This is a genomic window from Aeromonas sp. 600479 (genome assembly GCF_049175515.1).
Taxonomy (GTDB): Bacteria; Pseudomonadota; Gammaproteobacteria; order Enterobacterales; family Aeromonadaceae; genus Aeromonas; species Aeromonas veronii_A.
Map to the genome: position 1 here is coordinate 1 of NZ_JAAKVF010000008.1, position 19729 is coordinate 19729.

The window sequence follows — 19729 nt, forward strand, 5'->3', positions numbered from 1 at the left end:
GGGAAGTCGTACTCGGACAGCAGTTCGCGAACTTCCATCTCGACCAGTTCCAGCAGCTCTTCGTCATCTACCATGTCGCACTTGTTCATGAACACGATGATGTACGGAACGCCTACCTGACGACCCAGCAGGATGTGCTCACGAGTCTGCGGCATCGGGCCGTCAGTCGCTGCTACTACCAGGATCGCGCCGTCCATCTGGGCAGCACCGGTGATCATGTTTTTAACGTAGTCGGCGTGACCCGGGCAATCTACGTGGGCGTAGTGGCGGGTAGCGGTGTCGTATTCTACGTGGGAAGTGTTGATGGTGATACCACGCTCACGCTCTTCCGGTGCCTTGTCGATCTGGTCGAAGGCGAAAGCTTTACCACCGAAATGCTTGGCCAGCACGTTGGTGATAGCTGCAGTCAGGGTGGTTTTACCGTGGTCAACGTGGCCGATGGTACCCACGTTAACGTGCGGTTTATTACGCTCAAATTTTTCTTTAGACATGATCGTCCCTCTAAACTAACGCTGAGTACGCGGTGGCAAGCTAACCACAGAACAGTTTATATGATGGATTTGAATCTGGTGGGAAAGAGAGAGGTACTGATGGCTGGTTCGCTTGCCGAACTCACCCTAGGGTGCGGCTCTGCTAACGCCTGAGCCATATCAGCATCTTGGAGCGGGCAGCGGGAATCGAACCCGCATCATCAGCTTGGAAGGCTGAGGTAATAGCCATTATACGATGCCCGCATTTCTCTAACCCAAAGAACTCAAACCGCAGAGAAATATGGTGGAGGGAGAAGGATTCGAACCTTCGAAGGCAGAGCCGTCAGATTTACAGTCTGATCCCTTTGGCCGCTCGGGAACCCCTCCAGACGCCAGATTGTCACAGCGGTAATTCTGCTTGCACCCACTGTTTTTATCGCTTTTGCACGGCAAATAGACGACAGACATCCAAGCGTCGCGCATTTTATTGTAAGGATTTGGGGGATGCAACCATTGAACCTGGCAAAATACGCTTTATTGCTGGGAAGTTTGCAAAAAAGCGGCTGGAAATCAGCCAATCCTGCTGCGTCCCTTGTCGCCCCCCCACCCTTGGTGTATGGTCGCCCTGCCCAAGAAACAGTGATGACACCATGACGACAGAGCATAACCCCTATCTGCAATTCACCCGCGATCAATGGGCGTTATTGCGCGATTCGGTCCCCCTGACCCTGACCGAACACGATCTGCAGACCCTGCGCGGGATCAACGAGAAGGTGTCATTGCGGGAAGTGGAAGAGATCTACCTGCCCCTCTCCCGCCTGCTCAATCTCTATGTCAAAGCCAAGCAGCGTCGTAGCCGGGTACTGGAGCAGTTCCTCGGTCAGTCCCGCGGCAAGGGCACCTATATCATCAGCATTGCCGGCAGCGTGGCGGGGGGCAAAAGCACCACGGCCCGTATTCTGCAGGCGCTGCTGGAGCGCTGGCCGGAACACCCTCGGGTGGAGCTGGTCACCACCGACGGCTTCCTCTATCCCAACAAGGTACTGGAAGAGCGCGGCCTGATGCGCCGCAAGGGGTTCCCGGAATCCTACGACATCCGCCATCTGGTGGAGTTTGTCGCTAATATCCGCGCCGGTCACGAGAAGGTGGAAGCACCGGTCTACTCCCACCTTATCTACGACATCATCCCTGACGAGAAGAAGGTGGTAGAGCAACCGGACATCCTGATCCTGGAAGGGCTCAATGTGCTGCAAAGCGGCATGGATTACCCTCAGGAGCCCCATCGGGTCTTCGTATCGGACTTCGTCGACTTCTCCATCTATGTGGACGCCGATGCCGACCTGCTGCGTACCTGGTATATCGAACGCTTCCTCAAGTTCAGAAGCGGCGCCTTCTCGGATCCCGACTCCTATTTCCATAACTACGCCAAGCTGACGGAGAGTGAGGCAACTCGGATCGCCAGCAATATCTGGCAAGATATCAACTATCTGAATTTGCAAGAGAATATCCTGCCAACTCGTGAGCGAGCCAACCTCATCATGACCAAGGGCCATGAGCACGCCATCGAGCAGATCAAGCTGCGCAAATGATGACTGCCGTTGCCGGATAACGAAGAGGGGGCCCGCGGGCCCCCTCTTCTATTTGGTATCATGAGCGGCCTTGCTGAACCTCAGTCGCCCCGGCGCAGGGAGAGCTCCCCCCCCAGATAGAATTTGACCCCTTCGCCCGTCTCCAGCCGCAGGGCTCCGCGATCGTCGATACCACGGGCGATACCGCGGATCTCCTGCTCCCCCATCAACAGACGGACGGGGCGACCAGCGAAATGGTCGAGCCGATTCCACTGCTCGACAAAGCTCGCCAGACCGTGTTGCTCGAAGGTCTGCAGCGCCTGCTGCAGATAGACGATCATCCGGGCGGCAAGCTCATTGCGGTCGACCAGCTCGGGATTGATGTGGCGCAGCTCGGCCCAGGCCTGATCAATCTTCTCACCTTCGCGGGCAGGCATCGCCAGATTGAGACCGATGCCGATCACCAGATGACAACTGGCCCCGGCGCTACCGCTCATCTCTACCAGAATGCCCGCCAGCTTGCGGCCCTGATAGTAGAGGTCGTTCGGCCACTTGAGCTCGACGCCTTGATAGCCAAGGGACTCCAGCGCTTCAACCACTGCCACGCCGACCGCCAGACTCAGCCCCATGGCCGCCGCCATGCCTTGTTCGAGTCGCCAGTACATGCTGAGGATCAGCTGGCAACCAAACGGCGAAATCCAGGGTTTGCCACGACGACCGCGCCCGGCTGTCTGGCACTCGGCCAGACAGCTCTCGCCAGAGCGCAGCTCATTGACCCGATCCAGCAGGTGTTGGTTGGTCGAGCTAATGACCGGAAAACAGTGCACCGGCGCCATCGGGGCCTGTGCCTGCAAGGTGGCCTGATCATAGAGCGCCATCGGCACCGCCAGCCGGTAGCCCTTGCCGGTCAGGCTAAAGAGATCCAGCCCCAGCTCCTTGAGCGCCGCCATGTGTTTGCTCACCGCCGCCCGGCTGATGCCGAGCTGCTCGCCCAACTGTTCGCCGGAGTGAAACTGGCCGTCGCTAAGCAGGGTGATCAGGGTCTGTCTGATGGGAGTCAACGTCATGAGAGCACCTCGTCGAGCCAGGTTTCACCGTGCGCGCCCATAAAGCGCACCTCGTGCTCCAGCACCACGCCAAACGTCTGCTCCACGCAGTCGCGGACATGGGCCGCCAGCGCGATCAGCTCCATGGCACTGGCGCCCCCCAGATTGACCAGCACCAGCGCCTGCTCCTGATGAACAGCGGCACGGCCAATGGCGAAACCTTTCAAACCGCACTGATCGATGAGCCAGCCCGCCGCCAGCTTGGACTGCCCTTCTCCGGCCGGATAGCAGGGCATCTGCGGATAGCGCGACTTGAGCGACTCCGCCAGCGCGGCAGGCACCACCGGATTCTTGAAGAAGCTGCCCGCATTGCCGAGCACCGCAGGATCCGGCAGTTTGGCCATGCGGGTGGCACAGACGGTATCGAAGATGGCCTGCGCCGAAGGCGCGTCACCGAGCGCAGCCAGTGGGCCATAGCCCTGCACCGGTTGCCACGCCTTGGGCAGTTTGAGCCCGACGGCGGTGATCAGGTGGGAATCCTGATACTCGTGTTTGAAGATGCTGTCGCGATAACCGAAGCGGCACTCTGCCGCCGCGATCCGTTCAATCTCGCCACTCTGCCAGTTGAACGCCTCGACATAGGCGCAGAAGTCGGCCAGCTCAACGCCATAGGCACCGATGTTCTGCACCGGCGCGGCACCGACCGTACCGGGAATGAGCGCCAGATTCTCTAGCCCGAACCAGCCCTGTTGCAAGGTATGGCGCACCAGCTGATGCCAATCTTCACCGGCCGCCACATGGAGCAACCAGTGATCGCCACCATCTTCAGCGGTAATCCCCTTGAGCCGGTTGAGCACCACCAGACCGAGAAAATCGGTGGTGAAGAGCATATTGCTGCCGCCGCCCAGATTGAGGCGAGGCAACTGGTTGAGTTGTGGATCAGCACGCAGGGTCGCCAGATCGGCAACCTGCTCCACCTCGGCCAGCCAGAGGCAATACGCATCGAGGGCAAGGGTGTTGAGCTTCAACAAGGAGGCGTTGGCATTCAGTTTCATCGGTCTATCCCGGCTTGGTGCAAGGGCGTAGTCTACCTCAAGTTGCCCCATGACGAAAAACCCGAGCCCTTTTCGGGGGAATAGCAGTGGTTTAGAGTAGGCGACTTCAACTGCTGAGGAATAACTCATGAACAACCAGTTTGCCGTCATCGGCCTGGGCCTGTTTGGCAGCGCGCTGTGCGAAGAGCTGCAACGGCAAGATGCCGAAGTACTGGCCATCGATATCGACGAGAGCAAGACCCGGCAAATCGCCGCCCTCTGCAATCACGTTATCGTGGCCGACGCCACCGATGAGGCCACCGTGGCCGAGCTGGGACTGGCCAATTTCGATATCGTCTTCGTTGCCATCGGTGACAACCTGGAGACCAGCATCCTCACCACCCTCGTCTTGAAAGAGGCGGGCGTGAAGAAGGTGTGGGTCAAGGCGCGCGACAAGTTCCACGCCAAGATCCTGCAGAAAGTGGGCGCCGACAAGGTGATCAACCCGGAGTGGGACATGGGCCGCCGGGTCGCCCAGAGCATGCTGGACAACCGGCTGTTCGACTATCTGGAGCTGGGCCACGACATGGTGCTGACCGAGTTCGTGATTGGCCTGCAACAGAACGGCCGGGAACTGGGCGACTTCCATCTGCTGCAACAGAGCGATTTCCAGCTGCTCGCCATCAAGCGTGGTGACGTGCTGCACAACGTGCTGACCGGCAAGATGGAGCTGCAACTGGGCGACATCCTGATCCTGGCGGGCAACAAGCACGCCATCGACCACTGGCTCGAAACCCTATGATCAACTGGCGCAGCAGCTACGCCTTCGCCCTCCATCGGGAGCAGGACTCTCGCTGGAGCGAAGCCCGGCTGATCCTCGGCAGCTTTCTGATCATTCTGCTGATTGGCACCATCTTTCTGGTGCAACCCTCCAGCCACAATGGCGAGGTCACCTTCGTCAACGCCCTGTTTACCGCCACCTCGGCCATCAGCGTGACAGGTCTTGGCGTGGTGGATACCGGCACCGCCTTTACCCTGCAGGGGCAGATTTTCCTGCTGATGCTGATGGAGATCGGCGGTCTGGGCCAGATGACCATGACCCTGCTGCTGATCGCCATCTTCAGCAAACGGGTCGGCCTACGCCAGCAGGTACTGGCCAAGGAGGCGCTGGGACAGGAGGGCTCGGTCAACATCATCCAGCTGGTCAAACGGATCGTGCTGTTCGCCTTTATCGCCCAGCTGATCGGCACCGGCATCATGGCGATCCGCTGGGTGCCCGAGATGGGGTGGGTGCACGGCCTCTATGTCAGCTTCTTCCACGCAGTATCGGCCTTCAACAACGCCGGGTTTTCGCTCTTTGCCAACAACCTCATCGACTATAGGGACGACCCCATCATCAGCCTGACCATCGCCGGTCTGCTGATCCTGGGGGGGATCGGCTTTACCGTCATCGTCGATCTGGTGCGCAACCGCCGCTGGCGCAAGCTCAAGCTGCACAGCAAGCTGATGCTGCTGATGACCCCGGCACTGCTGCTGGCCGGTACCCTGATGTTCTGGCTGCTGGAACACAACAACCCGGGCACCCTCGGCAAGGCCGGTGTCGGTGGCCAGCTGCTGGCTGCCTTCTTCCAGTCTGCCAGTGCCCGTACCGCCGGTTTCAATACCATAGATATCGGGCTGATGACCCCGGCGGCGCTGCTGTTCCTGATGATGTTGATGTTTATCGGTGCCGGTGCCACCTCGACCGGTGGTGGTATCAAAGTCACCACCTTCGCCGTGGTGCTACTGGCGACCAAGGCGTTTCTGACCAAACGGCCCCATGTCACCGCTTTTGGCCGCACCCTGTCGCCCCAGATCGTGACCCGCTCGCTGGCCATCATTATCGTCAGCACCATGGTGCTGATGCTGGCGATGTTCCTGCTGATGGTGACCGAGGATCTGCCGTTCGACAAAATCATGTTCGAGACCATCTCGGCATTTGCCACCGTCGGCCTCTCCACCGGCATCACCGCCTCCCTGAGCGAGCCGGGCAAGCTGATCCTGGTGCTTGTGATGATCTGCGGCCGTCTCGGCCCCCTGACCCTGGCCTTTATGCTGGCCCGCCCGGTCGAGACCCGCATCCGTTATCCGGAAGAGAACGTCTATACCGGCTGACCAGCCATGAACACGGGGCAGCCATTGGCTGCCCCGTTTTTTTATTCGGCTTGTTGCTGCGCCTTGAGCCAGCGCCCCGGGCTCACCCCCAGCTCCCGCTCGAATGCCCGACCAAAGGCGACACTGCTGCTGTACCCCGCACCCAGCGCCACCTGCATCATGGGCTCCCCCGCCAGCAGTTGCTGGCAGGCTAGCGCCATGCGCCAGCGGGTCAGATAACCCAGCGGCGCTTGACCAACCCGCTCCTGAAACCTCGCGGCAAAACGGGCCCGCGACATGCCGGCCTCCCGCGCCAGCGTGGCCACCGTCCAGGGTTCATCCCCACGCTGATGCATCACCGAGATCGCCTTGGCCAACTGGGGATCGGAAATACCTGCCAGCATCCCCTGCTGACACACCCCTTGCTCGACCAGATGACGCAGCAGCAGGATCAACAGTACCTCCAGCAAGCGGGAGATCAGCGGATCCTGCCCGTAGCGGGGGTGAAACGCCTCGTCAAACAGCTGGTTCAGCACCGGCGTCAGGGCAGGCAACTCACGTAGCGGCAGCACCAGCGAGCCCGGTAATGCCAGTTGCAACGGCGATGCTCCCCCCTTGCCGAATGCGACATTGGCGCACACCAAATCACAACCCCCCAGCGTTCTGGGTTCAAGCTTGTGGGGACGTCCCCGAGGGAACAGGATCAGGGTCGGCTCCTCGAGCAGCAAGCTGGTTCCCCCCTCTTCACGCAGCATGACGGCACCGCTGCGCAGCAGATGAAGATGTCCGCCACTCGGATAATCATCACTGGAGGAGTTCTGGCACAGGTTGCCGGCGAAGAAGATCTTGGCTTCGGGGGAGGCATGAACCAACAGGGCAGAGAGCGGATCCATATTTGAGATGAATAGTATTTATTTGCAGACGATGAGTGATAAACCGTATCACGAATGACGGCACACTGTCTCCCGTACCTTCACTACCACAGGAGAAGATCATGAGCCGTATCCAACCCGTATCCCAGCCACAACCCGCAGCCGCCCAGACCCTGGCCACCCTGCAACGCAATCTGGGCATGGTGCCCAACCTCTACGCCACCTTGGCCCACTCGCCAGCCCTGCTCAATGGCTTCCTGGGCTTTGCCGAGGCGCTTGGCAAGGGGCGCCTCACTGCCCCACAACGGGAGTTGCTGGCACTGGCCATAGGTCAAGCCAACGCCTGCCAATACTGTTTGTCTGCCCACACACTACTGGCGGGCAAGGCCGGATTCTCGGCTCAGGAGATCCGGGCTGCCCGGCTCGGCCAGGCCTCGGCTCCCCTTGATCACGCCCTGCTGCAACTGGCAACAGCGCTGGTCAGTCAGCGCGGGGTGATCAGTGACGAGCAGCTTGCTAGCGCCCGTGCCGCAGGCGTAGATGACGAGCTGCTGCTGGAAGTACTCGGCCAGGTGGTGGTCAATACCCTGACCAACTATGGCAACCACCTGGCGGCGACCGAGATCGACTTCCCGCCCGTCACTCTGACCCCTTAAACAAGGAGCCCCCATGCAGCAACATGACAAAGGCTTTCTGGTCGCCCTGACGGGCGTGGTATTGACCCTGCTCTGGATCGGCGTCTTCAAGTTTACCCCGACAGAGGCCGCCGCCATCAAACCACTGGTAGCCAGCCACCCCTTGATGAGCTGGCTCTATGGCCCCCTGTCGGAACAGAGCGTATCGAACCTGATCGGGGTGGTCGAGATAGTGATCGCCATCGGACTGGTCGTGGGTCTGTGGCAACCTCGCATCGGTTACTGGTGCAGCATGGGGGCTATCGTCACCTTCCTGGCGACGCTGAGCTTCCTGCTGACTCTGACAGGTGTCTGGAAAGTGGTTGATGGCGTGCCAGTCACCGAGTTCTTCCTGTTCAAGGATCTGGTGTTTCTCGGTGTGGTTCTGCACTACCAGCACAGGATCCGTGCCAGCTTGTCCACTCAGGCAGCCTGACAACAATGCCTTTGGCGCCCGGGATGGGCGCCTTTTTTCGTTATGCAGCCCTGGTCTGGCGCTTGCTGGCCGTCTTGCGCGGTCGGGGCCCGCCAGTCGTGCTGGCCGCCGGACTCTTTCGCTTGGTAAAACGCCGCTTGCCGGCACCCGGCGCCTCCTTGGGCAGGGCGCTGAAGCTGGCGCCAGAGTCCTGCCGCACCCCCTCGATCAGGCCGTTGAGCTGCTCGGTGAGCGGCCCCATAAACTGCTGATAGCTGCCGTGGCGCTCGGCGATCTGGCCGAGGCTCTGCTCCCACAGCGCCGTCATATCCGGCGTGGTGGCCGTCGCAGGCAGCGCCTGTACCAGCGCCCGCCCGGTCGGGGTCGCCTTGATGCTCTTGCCCTGACGCACCAGAAAGCGGCGCTTGAACAGCAGGTCGATGATACCGGCACGGGTCGCTTCTGTGCCGAGACCATCGGTGTCGCGCAGGGTCTTGCGGATCTCGGGATCCTGCACATAGCGGGCGATGCCGGTCATAGCCGCCAGCAGGGTGGCATCGGTGAACGACTTGGGTGGCTGGGTCATCTTCTCCTGCAGTTCGCCCCGCTCGCACAGCAGTTGCTCTCCCTCTTTCAGGGCAGGCAGCGTGCCCGCCTTCTCTTCGTCGTCATCCTCCTCCACCCCGAGCAGCGCCTTCCAGCCCGCCTTGAGAATGCGCCGCGCCTTGGCCTGAAACAGGCCACCGGCGATGCGCAGCAGCACCTTGCTGTCGTTGTATTCGAACGGGGGATAGAACTGCAGCAGATACTGTCGGGCAATCAGGCCATAGAGCTTCGCCTCGTCGGCCCCCAGTGTGGCGGGGTTGCCCTGCTTCTCGGTGGGGATGATGGCGTGGTGGGCATCCACCTTGCTGTCGTTCCACGCCTTGCTGCGGATCTTGCCGTCCGCCTCGGCAACTGCCTTGGCCAGCGCGGGCGCAGTAACGGCAATGGCGCCGCGCACCTGCTCGGCCCGCTTGAAGTGGTCGGTCGGCAGATAGCGGCTGTCGGAGCGCGGATAGGTGATGAGCTTGTGACGCTCGTAGAGGCTCTGGCAGATATCGAGCACCCGCTTGGCATCCATGCCGAAGCGCTTGGCGGCATCGATCTGCAGACTGGAGAGGTTATAGGGCAGCGGCGCCGCCTGCTTGCGGGCCTGCTCCTCCACCGATTCAACCTGTGCGCTCTGGCCGTTGATCCGGCTCACCACCTTGTCGGCCAGCGCCCGGTTGAGCACCCGCCCCTCCTCATCCTGCCACGGCAGGCAGGCTTCCGATGGCAGCCACTTGGCAGTGAAGCGCTCGTTGCCGTCGGTCAGCAGATGGGCCAGCACCTCGTAGAAGGGTTTGGGCACGAAGGCCTCGATCTCGAGATCCCGCCGCACCACCAGCCCGAGTAGCGGGGTCTGCACCCGACCGACCGAGAGCAGCTCGCTGCAACCGGCCTTGCGCCCGAGCAGGGTATAGGCGCGGGTCATGTTGATGCCGTAGAGCCAGTCGGCCCGACTGCGGGCCAGTGCGGAAACCGCCAGCGGCACGAACTCCTTGTTATCCCTCAGTTTGTCTAGGGCACGGCGCACTGCGGGCGGGTTGAGATCGCTGATGAGGCAGCGCTGCACCGGCTTGGTTTTCGGGTAGCCGAGAAAGTCGATCACCTCGTCCACCAGCAGTTGTCCTTCCCGGTCCGGGTCACCGGCGTTGACCACGCAGTCGGCCTGCTTGATCAGCCGCTTGATGACGGTGAGCTGGGTTTTGGTCTTGGGCTTGGCCACCAGCTGCCACTGGGCGGGGATGATGGGGAGATGCTCCATCCGCCACTGCTTGAAGGCGGCGTCATAGGCATCGGGCTCGGCCTGCTCCAGCAGATGGCCGATGCACCAGGTGACCACATCCCCCTGGGCTGTTTCGATAAAACCGTCGCCCTTCTTGTGGGGCTTGGGCAGGGCATCGGCAATGGCGCGGCCCAGCGTGGGCTTCTCGGCGATAAAGAGTCGCATCGGTGGCTACCTGCAATACTGTATATGCAGACAGTATACAACTGCCACCGCGAAAGCCCAACTGCCCCTACTCGTCGAACGGGTGATCGTGGATGGCGGCAAACAGCCGCGCCTGATTGAGCAGCGGCGCATAGTGGAAGGCATTTTCGCCATCTTCCGCCAGCAGGTAGTCGGTCAGCTGTTCGCGCACCGCCTCTTGCAGGGTCTCCAGCTTCCACGGCTTGGCGAGGTAGTAGTGCAACCCGCCGCGATTGACCGCTTCGACGGTGGCCTCCAGCCCCGCTTGTCCGGTCAGCAGCAATTTGCGGCTGGCCCGAGTGGTGGCACGCCGGTTCAGCTCCACCAGAAAATCGACCCCCAGGGTTCCCGGCATGATGTGGTCACAGAGGATCAGCGCCAGCTTGTTGCCGTTGCGCTCCCACTCCTCCACCACCGCACGCGCCTCATCGACGCTCTCGGCGGCTTCCAGTTCGAAGTGGGAACGGAACGGGGCGAGATCGTGGATCACCGCATCCAGCACCTCCCGCTCATCGTCCACACACAGGATCAGATAGTGTTTGTTCATTGCTCCTCCTTGGCGACATGGTTTGGCACGCCGCGCGATTGATGCTGGCGACGGCTCAGGCCGCATGCTCCTTGTTGTGATGAGGTTCGCCCCCGTAACCGGCCTGCCCCATGCCGTCCAGCGGCAGACAGACCCGCATCCGGGTGTAACGGCCCGGCTCGGAGGCCACCTCAATCCGGCCGTGGTGCTGCTGAACTATCTGCAGTGAGACGCTCAGACCAATCCCGAGGCCGAAATGTCCCTCCCGCTTGGTAGTGAAGTTGAGATCGAAGATCCGCTGCCACAACTCGGGCTCGATGCCGCAACCGCTATCCTCTATCTCCACCATGACCCACTCGGGATCCAGCAATCCGGTACGGATGGTGAGTCGCCCCGGGCCGCTCATAGCATCCAGACTGTTGGCGATCAGGTTGGTCCACACCTGTTGCAGGGCGATGGGGTGACAGCGCACCAGCGGTAGCGGCTGGTACTCCTTGCAGAGCTCATGATGCTTGAGGCGGTTTTCGAAAATCATCAGGGTATCTTCCAGCCCCTCGTGCAAGTCCACCAGCGAGGGCTCGGCCCGATCCTGCCGGGCATACTGCTTGAGGCTCTTGACCAGATCGCCGATGCGACGGGCACACACTTCGATATTGCGCAGGAAGCTGCCGGTCTGCTGGAACAGCTCCAGCCGGGAGAGCAGCGCCTCCCGCTCGTCGGCAGTGCGGCTGGCAAACCAGCGCTGCCAGTTCAGCTCGTCATCCAGATTCATCTGCACCGCCAGCCGCGCCTGCTGACGATCACCAAAGCGCCCCTCTGCCTGCCGGGTCTTGTCACGGATCTCGCTGGTCGAGACCGGCTGGGAGGAGAGCGCCTGACAGAGGGTCTGGTTGCCCAGCCCCTTGATGGGGGCAGGCAGCTCGAGATTGACCAGATCGGGGATGGCGGCCCGCAGGGTCTCGCTGCCACGGATAATGGCCGCCACCGGGTTGTTCAGCTCGTGGGCGACACCGGCCACCAGCTGACCCAGCATCGCCATCTTTTCGCTCTCCACCAGCTGGGCGTAAGCGGCATCGAGGGAGTTGAGGGTCTGTTGCAGCCGCATCTCGGTGCGGATGCTGTTTTGCAGACGGCGGTTGAAGTGGCGCAGCAGCAGGTTGGTAAAGGAGGGGAGCAGTTCGCTGCGCGCCTGCATCACCCGGGAGAATTGCAGCTTGTCGAGCTTGATCACCTCGGCGCCGGTCAGAGTCACGCCGGTGGTGAAGGCGGGTTCGCCGGTCACAAATGACATGCCCCCCACCAGCGAGCCGGTACGGTAGTGCACCACCTCCTGATCGATCCCCTGCTCGTCCCGCTTGCGCAGCACCACCTCCCCCTTGGCGATAAACCAGAGGAAGCTGTTGGGCTCCCCCTCGCGGGTCAGCACATGGCCCGGGCTGTAGTGGCGGCAGACCCGCTCCTCGTCATTGCCCTCGAAAAACTGGTAGAGGCCGTCGATCACCACCCGCGACAGCTCTTCATCGCTGCAGTGGGTGTAATCCATAAAGCCCTGCCGATAGGCAGCCAACTGGCGATCGACGTGGGCTCGCAGCAGCTTCTGGTTGTCGAGCACGGCGGCATAGCTCAGCAGGTCCGCCTCGGGACGCTGCAATACAAAATGGCTGGCCTGCTCGATCACCGCCCGGCGCAGGCTGCCATCGCGCCAGGGGCGTTGCAGGTAGTAGTCGAGACGACCGAGGTTCACCGCCTCGATGATCGATTTCATCTCCGGCTGGCTGCCGAGCAGGATCTTGCGGCACGCCTCGTGACGGCTGCCGAGGCGGATCAGAAAATCGGCCCCTCGCCCATCCCCCAGCTCGCTGTCACACACCACCACGGCGGGTGGCTGCCCCTTGCGATCCAGTTCGTCCAATGCCAGCTCCGCCGACCCCTGACCGACCACCACCACCAGCGCGAAATGGCCGAGCAGCGGAGCCAACTCCTGTTCGAATTCGGCCAGCAGTTGCACGTTGGCGGCGACACACAGCAGTGAGAAAGGGCTCATCAGCGACACTCCGTTGAGGCTCACTGCTCACTATATCAGCGAATCTTGTGGGGTTTTGCGAGGGCGCTAACAGCTGTCGCGGAAAGTGCACAAATAGATAAAACAGAAAACAACTGAATTTAATTCGACAATTAAATCAATAACAAAATAAAAGACAAAATGTGACAACAATCAAAAATATAAACCATGATGGAGGTCAACGCCTTATCCCTGTCATTACTACTACTATTGGACTAGTACTATGTAGGTAATTATTGACCGTAGGAAAACGCCGCCATGATTGGAAAACTGATAAGAAAAACCTGGTTCTGGCTCCTGCTGCTCGGGGCCCTGCTGGGTGTCGCGGCACTGGGTGTCACCGTGACCGTGCTGCACAAGACCAGCTCCACCGAATTCTGCGTCTCCTGCCACTCCATGCAGACTCCGCTCGCCGAGTATCAGGGCAGTGTCCACTTCCAGAACACCAAGGGGATCCGCGCCGAGTGCGCCGACTGCCACATCCCGGGCGATCCCACCTCCTACCTGTGGACCAAGATCCGCGCCGTGAAGGATATCTATCACGAGGCGATCGGCACCCTGGATACCCCGGAAAAGTATGAAGCCCACAAGCTGCGGATGGCCCAGTCCGTCTGGGACGAGTTGAAAGCCAACGACTCCGCCACCTGCCGCAGCTGCCACAGCTACGAGGCGATGGATATTCTGGCCCAGCGCCCCAATGCCCGTGCCGAGCACCCGGTCGCCATCAAGGAGGGTCAGACCTGTATCGACTGCCACCGCGGTGTCGCCCACATCATGCCTGACATGAGCGGCCTGGCTGCCGCCGGTGCCAGCGAGCTGGCGCAGGCTGCGGCCCAGACCCCGGCCAACGTCACCACCCGTTACGCCATCGCCACCACCCCGCTGTTCCTCGATGCTGCCGCCAAGACCGACGAAGGCACCCTGATGCCCTCCACCAAGGTGGAAGTGCTGGCCAACGAAAACGGCCGAGCCAAGGTGCAGATCGAAGGCTGGCAACAGGATGGTGTGAGCGAAGTATTCTACGCCGCACCGGGCAAACGGATCCTTAGCGTACTGGTCGGCGATGCCGCCAAGAAAGCGCTGGTCACCGGCCAGAGCGAAACCGACAGCGCCACCAACCTCACTTGGCATCAGGTCAAGCTGACCGCCTGGGTCGACCAGAGCCAGCTTATCGGCGATCAGGGCAAGCTGTGGCAATACGCCTCCACCCTGATGTCCAACAACTGTACCGGCTGCCACGGCCTCACCGCGCTGGATCACTTTAATGCCAACCAGTGGATCGGCGTCATCAAGGGGATGGAATCTCGTACCTCCCTGACCCCGGAACAGGCTCGCATGTTGACCCAGTATGTCCAGAAACACGCCAGTGACATGAGCGCGGCCCACTAAGGCTGGCACAGAGGAAAACCGTTATGACTTTTTTCAATGACAAGAAGACCAATCTGTCCCGCCGCAACCTGCTCAAGGGGCTCGGCGCCTGCGCAGCCCTGCCCCTGCTCGGCGGCATTTTTCCCAAGAGTGCGCTGGCGCAAGCCATCAGCACCGCATTGAGTCAGTTCCCGACCCTGATGCCCGCCCAGAAGGGCATTCTGACCGGCGCCCACTGGGGGGCTTTCGAGGCGATCGTCGAAGATGGCCGCATGGTGCGCGTCCAGCCGGTGGCCGATGATCCGGCGCCGAACGATCTCATCGACATGGCGCCGTTCCAGGTGCACGCCAAGAACCGCATCAAGTACCCCATGGTACGCAAGAGCTGGCTGGAGCATGGCCCGGGCGCCAAACCCGAACTGCGCGGCGCAGACGAGTGGGTGCGAGTGAGCTGGGACAAGGCGATCGAACTGGTGGCCGGTGAAATCCAGCGCGTGCAGAGTGACTTCGGCCCGCAGGCGATCCACGCCGGTTCCTACGGCTGGAAGAGCGTCGGCATGTTCCACAACAGCCGCACCCTGCTGCACCGCTTGATGAACCTCTCCGGCGGCTTCACCGGTTATGCCGGTGACTACTCCACCGGCGCGGCCCAAGTGATCATGTCCCACGTGATGGGCTCCATCGAGGTGTACGAGCAGCAGACCGCCTGGCCCAACGTGGTAGAGAACGCCGAACTGGTGGTGCTGTGGGGGGTCAACGCTCAAGTAACTCTGAAGAACAGCTGGAACATGCCGGATCACGAAGGTCAGGCCGGTTTCATGGCGCTGAAAGAGAAAGGCACCCGCGTCATCAGCATCGACCCCATCTACAACGAGACCGCCAAGCTGGTCGGTGCCGAGTGGATTGCGCCGAACGCCTACACCGACGTGGCCATGATGCTGGGTGTGGCCCACACCCTCTACAGTGAGAAGAAGCACGATCAGGCTTTCCTCGATCGCTATACCGTCGGCTTCGACAAGTTCCTGAACTACCTGCTCGGCAAGGATGATGGTCAGCCGAAGAGCGCCGAGTGGGCGAGCACTGTCTGCGGCGTCGATGCCAAGGTGATCCGCCAGCTGGCCCTCGACATGGCCGCCAAGCGCACCATGATCATGGCCGGTTGGGGCATGCAGCGTCAGCAGCATGGCGAACAGCCGAACTGGATGCTGGTCACTCTGGCCTCCATGCTGGGCCAGATCGGCCTGCCAGGCGGCGGCTACGGCTTCAGCTACCACTACTCCTCCGGTGGCAGCCCCACCGCCAAGGGCGGCATTCTGGCCGGTATCTCCGCCGGCAACGCACCGAAGAACAGCCCGGCACCGATCCCGGTGGCCCGCATCGCCGACTGTCTCGCCAATCCGGGCAAGACCATCGACTTCAACGGCCGCAAGGTGACCTATCCGGACATCAAGCTGGTCTACGTGGCGGGCGGCAACCCCTTCCACCACCATCAGGACACCAACAACCTGCTGCTGGCGTGGCGCAAACCGCAGACCGTGATCGTTCACGAGCCTTACTGGACCGCTACCGCCAAGCACGCCGATATCGTGCTGCCGGTCACCACCAGCTACGAGCGCAATGATCTGGAGATGGGGGGCGACTACTCCCAGCGCTATGTGTTCCCGATGCACCAGTGCGTACCGCCCCAGTTTGAAGCCCGCAACGACTTCGACATCTTCAGCGCCATCGCCGCCAAGCTGGGCGTGCAGGAGCAGTACACCGAAGGGAAGGACGAGATGCTGTGGCTCAAGCAGATGTACGACGGCATGGCGGCACAGGCCCGCGGCGCCCGCGTGGCGCTGCCGCCGTTCAATATGTTCTGGGAATCCAACAACTACATCCGCTTCCCGATCCCGGAGGCCAACCGCCAGTGGATCCGTCACGCCGATTTTCGCGAGAACCCGCTGCTCAACCCGCTCGGTACCCCGTCCGGCAAGATCGAGATCTTCTCCAACACGGTAGCCGGGATGGGTTATGCCGACTGCGCCGGCCATCCCAAGTGGTATGAGCCCAAAGAGTGGGTGAAGAGCGAGGTGGCGGCGCGCTATCCGCTGTCGCTCAACACCTCCCACCCGACCCAGCGGCTGCACTCCCAGCTCGACAACACTCCGCTGCGGGACAAGTTCGCCATCGCCGACCGCGAGGCGATCATGATCCATCCGCTGGATGCCAAGGCTCGTGGTATCGCCCAGGGGGATCTGGTGCGTGCCTTCAACGAGCGCGGCCAGATCCTGGTGGGCGCCCTGCTCTCCGAAGATGTGCGCCAAGGGGTGGTGCGGATCTGCGAAGGGGCCTGGTACGACCCGGCCAAGCCGGGCGAAGCGGGCAGCATCTGCAAAAACGGCAACGTCAACTGCCTCACCTTCGACGAAGGCTCGTCCAGTCTGGCACAGGGCAACTGCGGCCACATGGCCCAGTTGCAGATCGAGAAGTACACAGGACCTGTGCTGGCCAACACCGCCCACGCGGTACCGGCCAACGGCTAAGGCGATTGCCACCCAATAAAAACGGCGCCATCAAGGCGCCGTTTCTTTATCTGTCTGCCAAAGAGCACACATAGTCCGGACAGATTTAAAAATCCCCCTCTTCCATATACTCCTGCGCGCACTCCACCAGCTGCGGCCACAGCTCTTCCGGCACCCAGGCGTCCGGGTCATCTTCATCGCCATCGTACTGACTCCAGAAGTAACGGCGCAGACCGGAAGCAAAGTCGTCGCTGATCTCCGCCAGCTCCGAGAGTGGCCCCAACCAGGCGATGCGGCGCAAGCCGGAGGCGAGATCGTTGATGGCATCCATCAGGGTGCGATCGTCAAAGCTCTGCTCCACCAGCAGGGTGAAGCGCTCACGCGCCTGCTCGGTCTGCTCCTCGTCCAGCTCGCCCACATCGGCCAGCAGATCGACATAATCTTCCAGCAGATAGGCAATCAGGCCATCCCGATCTTCAAACCACTGGATCTGGGCGCCCTTGACCCCCAGTACAGAGGCATCGAATGAATCGTCAAGATGGCACAGGGCCCACGGATCGTCGGTCATGGTTCTCTTCCTCAGGCTAAAACAAATGCCATATCTTATGCCTAGCTCTCGACCCTTGCCACCTTGGGCAACGAGAGGGAGGCGGCCAGCCCGCCCAGTTCGGCGCGGCCCATAATAAAGCTGCCTCGATAGGCTTCCGCCAGATCGGATACGATGTTGAGACCGAGACCGGAACCCGGCACCTTCTCGTCGAGCCGCACCCCGCGCAGCACCGCCTTGGCGATCTGATCCTCGCTCATGCCGGGGCCGTCATCCTCGATACGCAGGGTGATCCAGCCCCCCAGCTCGGCGCTGGAGATACGCAGCTCGCTGGCTGACCACTTGAAGGCGTTCTCCAGCAAATTGCCCACCATCTCGTCGAAATCCTGCTCCTCCACCCCGACCGCCAGATTGGCGGGCACCTGCAGATCCACCGTCTTGCCCGGATAGAGGCGGGAGAAGGCGCGGCAGATATACTCCACCCGCGCCCGCACCGGGGTCGAGACCCCGAGGATCTTGGCGGCGCCGGTCACCCGCGCCTTGCCGAGGTGATAGTCGATATGGCGCTGGATCTGGTCGAGTTGCTCGCCGATGGCGGCCTGATCCTCCGGCGGCAACTGTGCCACCTGATTGCGCATGATGCTGAGCGGCGTCTTGAGGGCGTGAGCAAGATTGCCGGTGTGGGCACGGGCCCGCTGCAGCAGCTCGCCGTAGTGGTGCAGCAGCCGGTTGATATCCTCCACCAGCGGCTGGATCTCCAGCGGATAGCGCAGCCGAAATCCCTCCTGATGACCCTCGTGAACCCGCCCCAGTTCACGGCGTAGCAGGTGCAGCGGCCGCAAACCGTAGACGATCTGGAACATGAAGCCGAGCACCAGACCGGCGGCGGCAAAACCGAGACCGAGGAACAGGCTGATGCGGGTTTTCTTCAGGGTCTGGATCAGGGTGCTGCTGTCCTTGGCCATCACCAGGGTAAAGACCCGATCCGAACCGGGCAACAGCACGGTACGGGTCATGATCAGCAGCGGCTCCTTGTTGGGTCCCTTGCCAAAAAAGAGGTCAGGATCGCCAAAGGCAGACTTGAGGCCATGGCTCACCAGATGGGTGTCCCACAGGGAGCGGGAGCGGCCCACCACATTTTCCCCCAGTTCCAGCTGCCAGTAGTAGCCGGAGTAAGGTTGGCTGAAACGGGGATCGGCCATCGGTTCGATCACCACAGGCAGACCACTCTTCTCCACCTCCAACCGGGAGAGCAGATCGTAGAGTTGCAGGCGCAAGCCGTCAGCCTCTGCCTCCTGCCAGTAGTTGCGCATCATGGTCTGCAGGCTGAAGCCGGTAGCGAACAGAAACAGCCCGCACCACACCAGCGCGATGGCGAGCAGTCGCCCCCGCAGGGTTCTCACCAGCCTCATTCGTTGATCCGGTACCCGAGGCCGCGCACTGTCTCAATCAGATCAGGGTTGGTCTTCTTGCGGATCCGGCCGATGAACACCTCGACGGTGTTGGAGTCGCGGTCAAAATCCTGAGCGTAGATGTGGTCGATCAGCTCGCTGCGCGACACCACCTTGCCCCGATGCTGCATCAGATAACCGAGCACCCGGAACTCGTGGGCGGTCAGCTTGATGGGGGTCCCTTCGTACCACACCTGCGACGCAGCCATGTCGAGGCGCACCCCGCCGATCTCCAGAATGGAGCTGGCGTTGCCCGCCGCCCGGCGCACCAGCGCATGCACCCGCGCCACCAGCTCGGCCACCTGGAACGGCTTGGTGAGGTAGTCGTCGGCACCGGCGTTGAGCCCCTCGATCTTCTCGTGCAGCTGGCCACGAGCGGTCAGTACCAGCACCGGGGTATCGATCCCCTTGCTGCGCCACTCCTTCAGCACACTCAGGCCATCGCGACCCGGCAGACCGAGGTCGAGAATGATGGCGTCGTAGGGCTCGGTCTCGCCGAGAAAACCGGCCTCGTTGCCATCGTGGCAGAGGTCGGTGACAAAGCCGGAGAGGCGCAGCTGTTCAGCCAGCTGGCCGGCCAGAATTTTTTCGTCTTCAACAATCAGAATTCGCATGAACAGGCTTCCACAAAGAGGTTACTCATCATCCTCGACCGGGGGCTTGGGTGGCTCGAACAGCCGCTCCAGATGGTGGCCCTTGGCCCACACCATCTCCAGGTTGTCGGCCCGATAGGCCACCTTGAGCACGCTGTTCTCCCGATCGATCACGCGCAGTTCATAGAGCCAGATACCATCCTCTTCCCCCAGATCGACCCGCAACACCCGCACCGGCAATCTGGATGCCACCTCCATCATTTCGTGGAAGGGCCGAGCCCGTCCCTCATGGACAGCTTGCTGCAACAGGGCTTCGTCAGGCGTCAGCGCCTGCGCCAGCACTGGCAACAACAACCCGATCAGAGGGAGCGCTCTATTCATGGATGATTCATCTCCAAAAACCTAACATAATG

The 19729-nt window shown here is 61.5% G+C and carries 19 protein-coding genes and 2 tRNA genes; 8 read left to right on the forward strand and 13 right to left on the reverse strand.

What is annotated here, in order from left to right; all coding sequences use genetic code 11:
- The 3 genes from G5149_RS10240 to G5149_RS10250 form a co-directional block, all read right to left on the reverse strand.
- Positions 1-491 (reverse strand): GTP-binding protein (locus G5149_RS10240; protein ID WP_411600400.1); only part of this gene is annotated, 491 nt, incomplete at its 3' end.
- A 168-nt stretch (positions 492-659) separates the two neighbouring features.
- Positions 660-734 (reverse strand) — tRNA-Gly (locus tag G5149_RS10245).
- A 38-nt stretch (positions 735-772) separates the two neighbouring features.
- Positions 773-857, reverse strand: a tRNA-Tyr gene (locus G5149_RS10250).
- Between the two features lie 117 nt (positions 858-974).
- Between G5149_RS10250 and G5149_RS10255 the strand changes: the two genes are divergently transcribed.
- Together G5149_RS10255 and coaA are read left to right on the forward strand one after the other, a co-directional pair.
- Positions 975-1124: a hypothetical protein gene (locus G5149_RS10255; RefSeq protein WP_337073311.1), complete on the forward strand. Its 150-nt coding sequence runs from the start codon at positions 975-977 to the stop codon at positions 1122-1124.
- Positions 1121-2059, forward strand: coding sequence for a type I pantothenate kinase (gene coaA, locus G5149_RS10260; RefSeq protein WP_216979945.1), 939 nt, complete (start codon positions 1121-1123; stop codon positions 2057-2059). The genes G5149_RS10255 and coaA overlap by 4 nt, the downstream gene beginning before the upstream one ends.
- A gap of 80 nt (positions 2060-2139) precedes the next feature.
- On the opposite strand, the gene birA is transcribed toward coaA, so the two are convergent.
- Positions 2140-3105: a bifunctional biotin--[acetyl-CoA-carboxylase] ligase/biotin operon repressor BirA gene (birA, locus tag G5149_RS10265; protein WP_421212386.1), complete on the reverse strand. Its 966-nt coding sequence runs from the start codon at positions 3103-3105 to the stop codon at positions 2140-2142.
- On the reverse strand, positions 3102-4139 hold the full coding sequence (gene murB, locus G5149_RS10270) for a UDP-N-acetylmuramate dehydrogenase (protein ID WP_216952231.1): 1038 nt from the start codon (positions 4137-4139) through the stop codon (positions 3102-3104). Before murB ends, birA begins: the two co-directional genes overlap by 4 nt.
- A gap of 127 nt (positions 4140-4266) precedes the next feature.
- Between murB and G5149_RS10275 the strand changes: the two genes are divergently transcribed.
- Positions 4267-4920, forward strand: a complete 654-nt coding sequence (locus G5149_RS10275; RefSeq protein ID WP_005339863.1) for a potassium channel family protein — start codon at positions 4267-4269, stop codon at positions 4918-4920.
- Positions 4917-6272: a TrkH family potassium uptake protein gene (locus G5149_RS10280; protein WP_005339856.1), complete on the forward strand. Its 1356-nt coding sequence runs from the start codon at positions 4917-4919 to the stop codon at positions 6270-6272. The genes G5149_RS10275 and G5149_RS10280 overlap by 4 nt, the downstream gene beginning before the upstream one ends.
- A 41-nt stretch (positions 6273-6313) precedes the next feature.
- On the opposite strand, the gene G5149_RS10285 is transcribed toward G5149_RS10280, so the two are convergent.
- The gene (locus tag G5149_RS10285; protein WP_421212387.1) at positions 6314-7144 is read right to left on the reverse strand and encodes a cupin domain-containing protein; all 831 of its coding nucleotides are present in this window, start codon (positions 7142-7144) and stop codon (positions 6314-6316) included.
- A 101-nt stretch (positions 7145-7245) separates the two neighbouring features.
- Between G5149_RS10285 and G5149_RS10290 the strand changes: the two genes are divergently transcribed.
- Both G5149_RS10290 and G5149_RS10295 read left to right on the forward strand, forming a co-directional pair.
- Positions 7246-7779 (forward strand): carboxymuconolactone decarboxylase family protein, encoded by a 534-nt coding sequence (locus G5149_RS10290; RefSeq protein WP_236301802.1) that lies wholly within the window; start codon positions 7246-7248, stop codon positions 7777-7779.
- A 13-nt stretch (positions 7780-7792) separates the two neighbouring features.
- Positions 7793-8233, forward strand: a complete 441-nt coding sequence (locus G5149_RS10295) for a DUF417 family protein (protein ID WP_236374765.1) — start codon at positions 7793-7795, stop codon at positions 8231-8233.
- Positions 8234-8273: 40 nt separating this feature from the next.
- Here G5149_RS10295 and G5149_RS10300 read toward each other — a convergent pair whose 3' ends face one another.
- From G5149_RS10300 to G5149_RS10310, 3 genes are all read right to left on the reverse strand, one after another.
- Complete coding sequence (locus G5149_RS10300; RefSeq protein ID WP_421212388.1) at positions 8274-10247, reverse strand: DNA topoisomerase III; 1974 nt, start codon at positions 10245-10247, stop codon at positions 8274-8276.
- 67 nt (positions 10248-10314) lie between these two features.
- The gene (locus G5149_RS10305; RefSeq protein WP_421212389.1) at positions 10315-10812 is read right to left on the reverse strand and encodes a response regulator; all 498 of its coding nucleotides are present in this window, start codon (positions 10810-10812) and stop codon (positions 10315-10317) included.
- A gap of 55 nt (positions 10813-10867) precedes the next feature.
- Entirely contained in the window at positions 10868-12835 is a 1968-nt protein-coding gene (locus G5149_RS10310) for an ATP-binding protein (RefSeq protein WP_421212390.1), read from the reverse strand.
- Between the two features lie 276 nt (positions 12836-13111).
- Between G5149_RS10310 and G5149_RS10315 the strand changes: the two genes are divergently transcribed.
- Positions 13112-14242, forward strand: coding sequence for a NapC/NirT family cytochrome c (locus tag G5149_RS10315; RefSeq protein ID WP_005339847.1), 1131 nt, complete (start codon positions 13112-13114; stop codon positions 14240-14242).
- A gap of 23 nt (positions 14243-14265) precedes the next feature.
- The gene (gene torA, locus G5149_RS10320) at positions 14266-16746 is read left to right on the forward strand and encodes a trimethylamine-N-oxide reductase TorA (protein WP_421212391.1); all 2481 of its coding nucleotides are present in this window, start codon (positions 14266-14268) and stop codon (positions 16744-16746) included.
- Between the two features lie 85 nt (positions 16747-16831).
- Here the strand turns inward: torA and G5149_RS10325 are convergent, their stop codons facing one another.
- From G5149_RS10325 to G5149_RS10340, 4 genes are read right to left on the reverse strand one after another with little or no spacing between them, the layout of a single operon-like run.
- Complete coding sequence (locus G5149_RS10325; protein WP_005341871.1) at positions 16832-17293, reverse strand: hypothetical protein; 462 nt, start codon at positions 17291-17293, stop codon at positions 16832-16834.
- Positions 17294-17334: 41 nt separating this feature from the next.
- The gene (locus G5149_RS10330) at positions 17335-18684 is read right to left on the reverse strand and encodes a sensor histidine kinase (RefSeq protein WP_236347911.1); all 1350 of its coding nucleotides are present in this window, start codon (positions 18682-18684) and stop codon (positions 17335-17337) included.
- On the reverse strand, positions 18681-19337 hold the full coding sequence (locus G5149_RS10335; protein WP_005339826.1) for a response regulator transcription factor: 657 nt from the start codon (positions 19335-19337) through the stop codon (positions 18681-18683). The genes G5149_RS10330 and G5149_RS10335 overlap by 4 nt, the downstream gene beginning before the upstream one ends.
- A 21-nt stretch (positions 19338-19358) precedes the next feature.
- Positions 19359-19697: a PepSY domain-containing protein gene (locus G5149_RS10340; protein ID WP_421212392.1), complete on the reverse strand. Its 339-nt coding sequence runs from the start codon at positions 19695-19697 to the stop codon at positions 19359-19361.
- Positions 19698-19729: the final 32 nt, after the last annotated feature.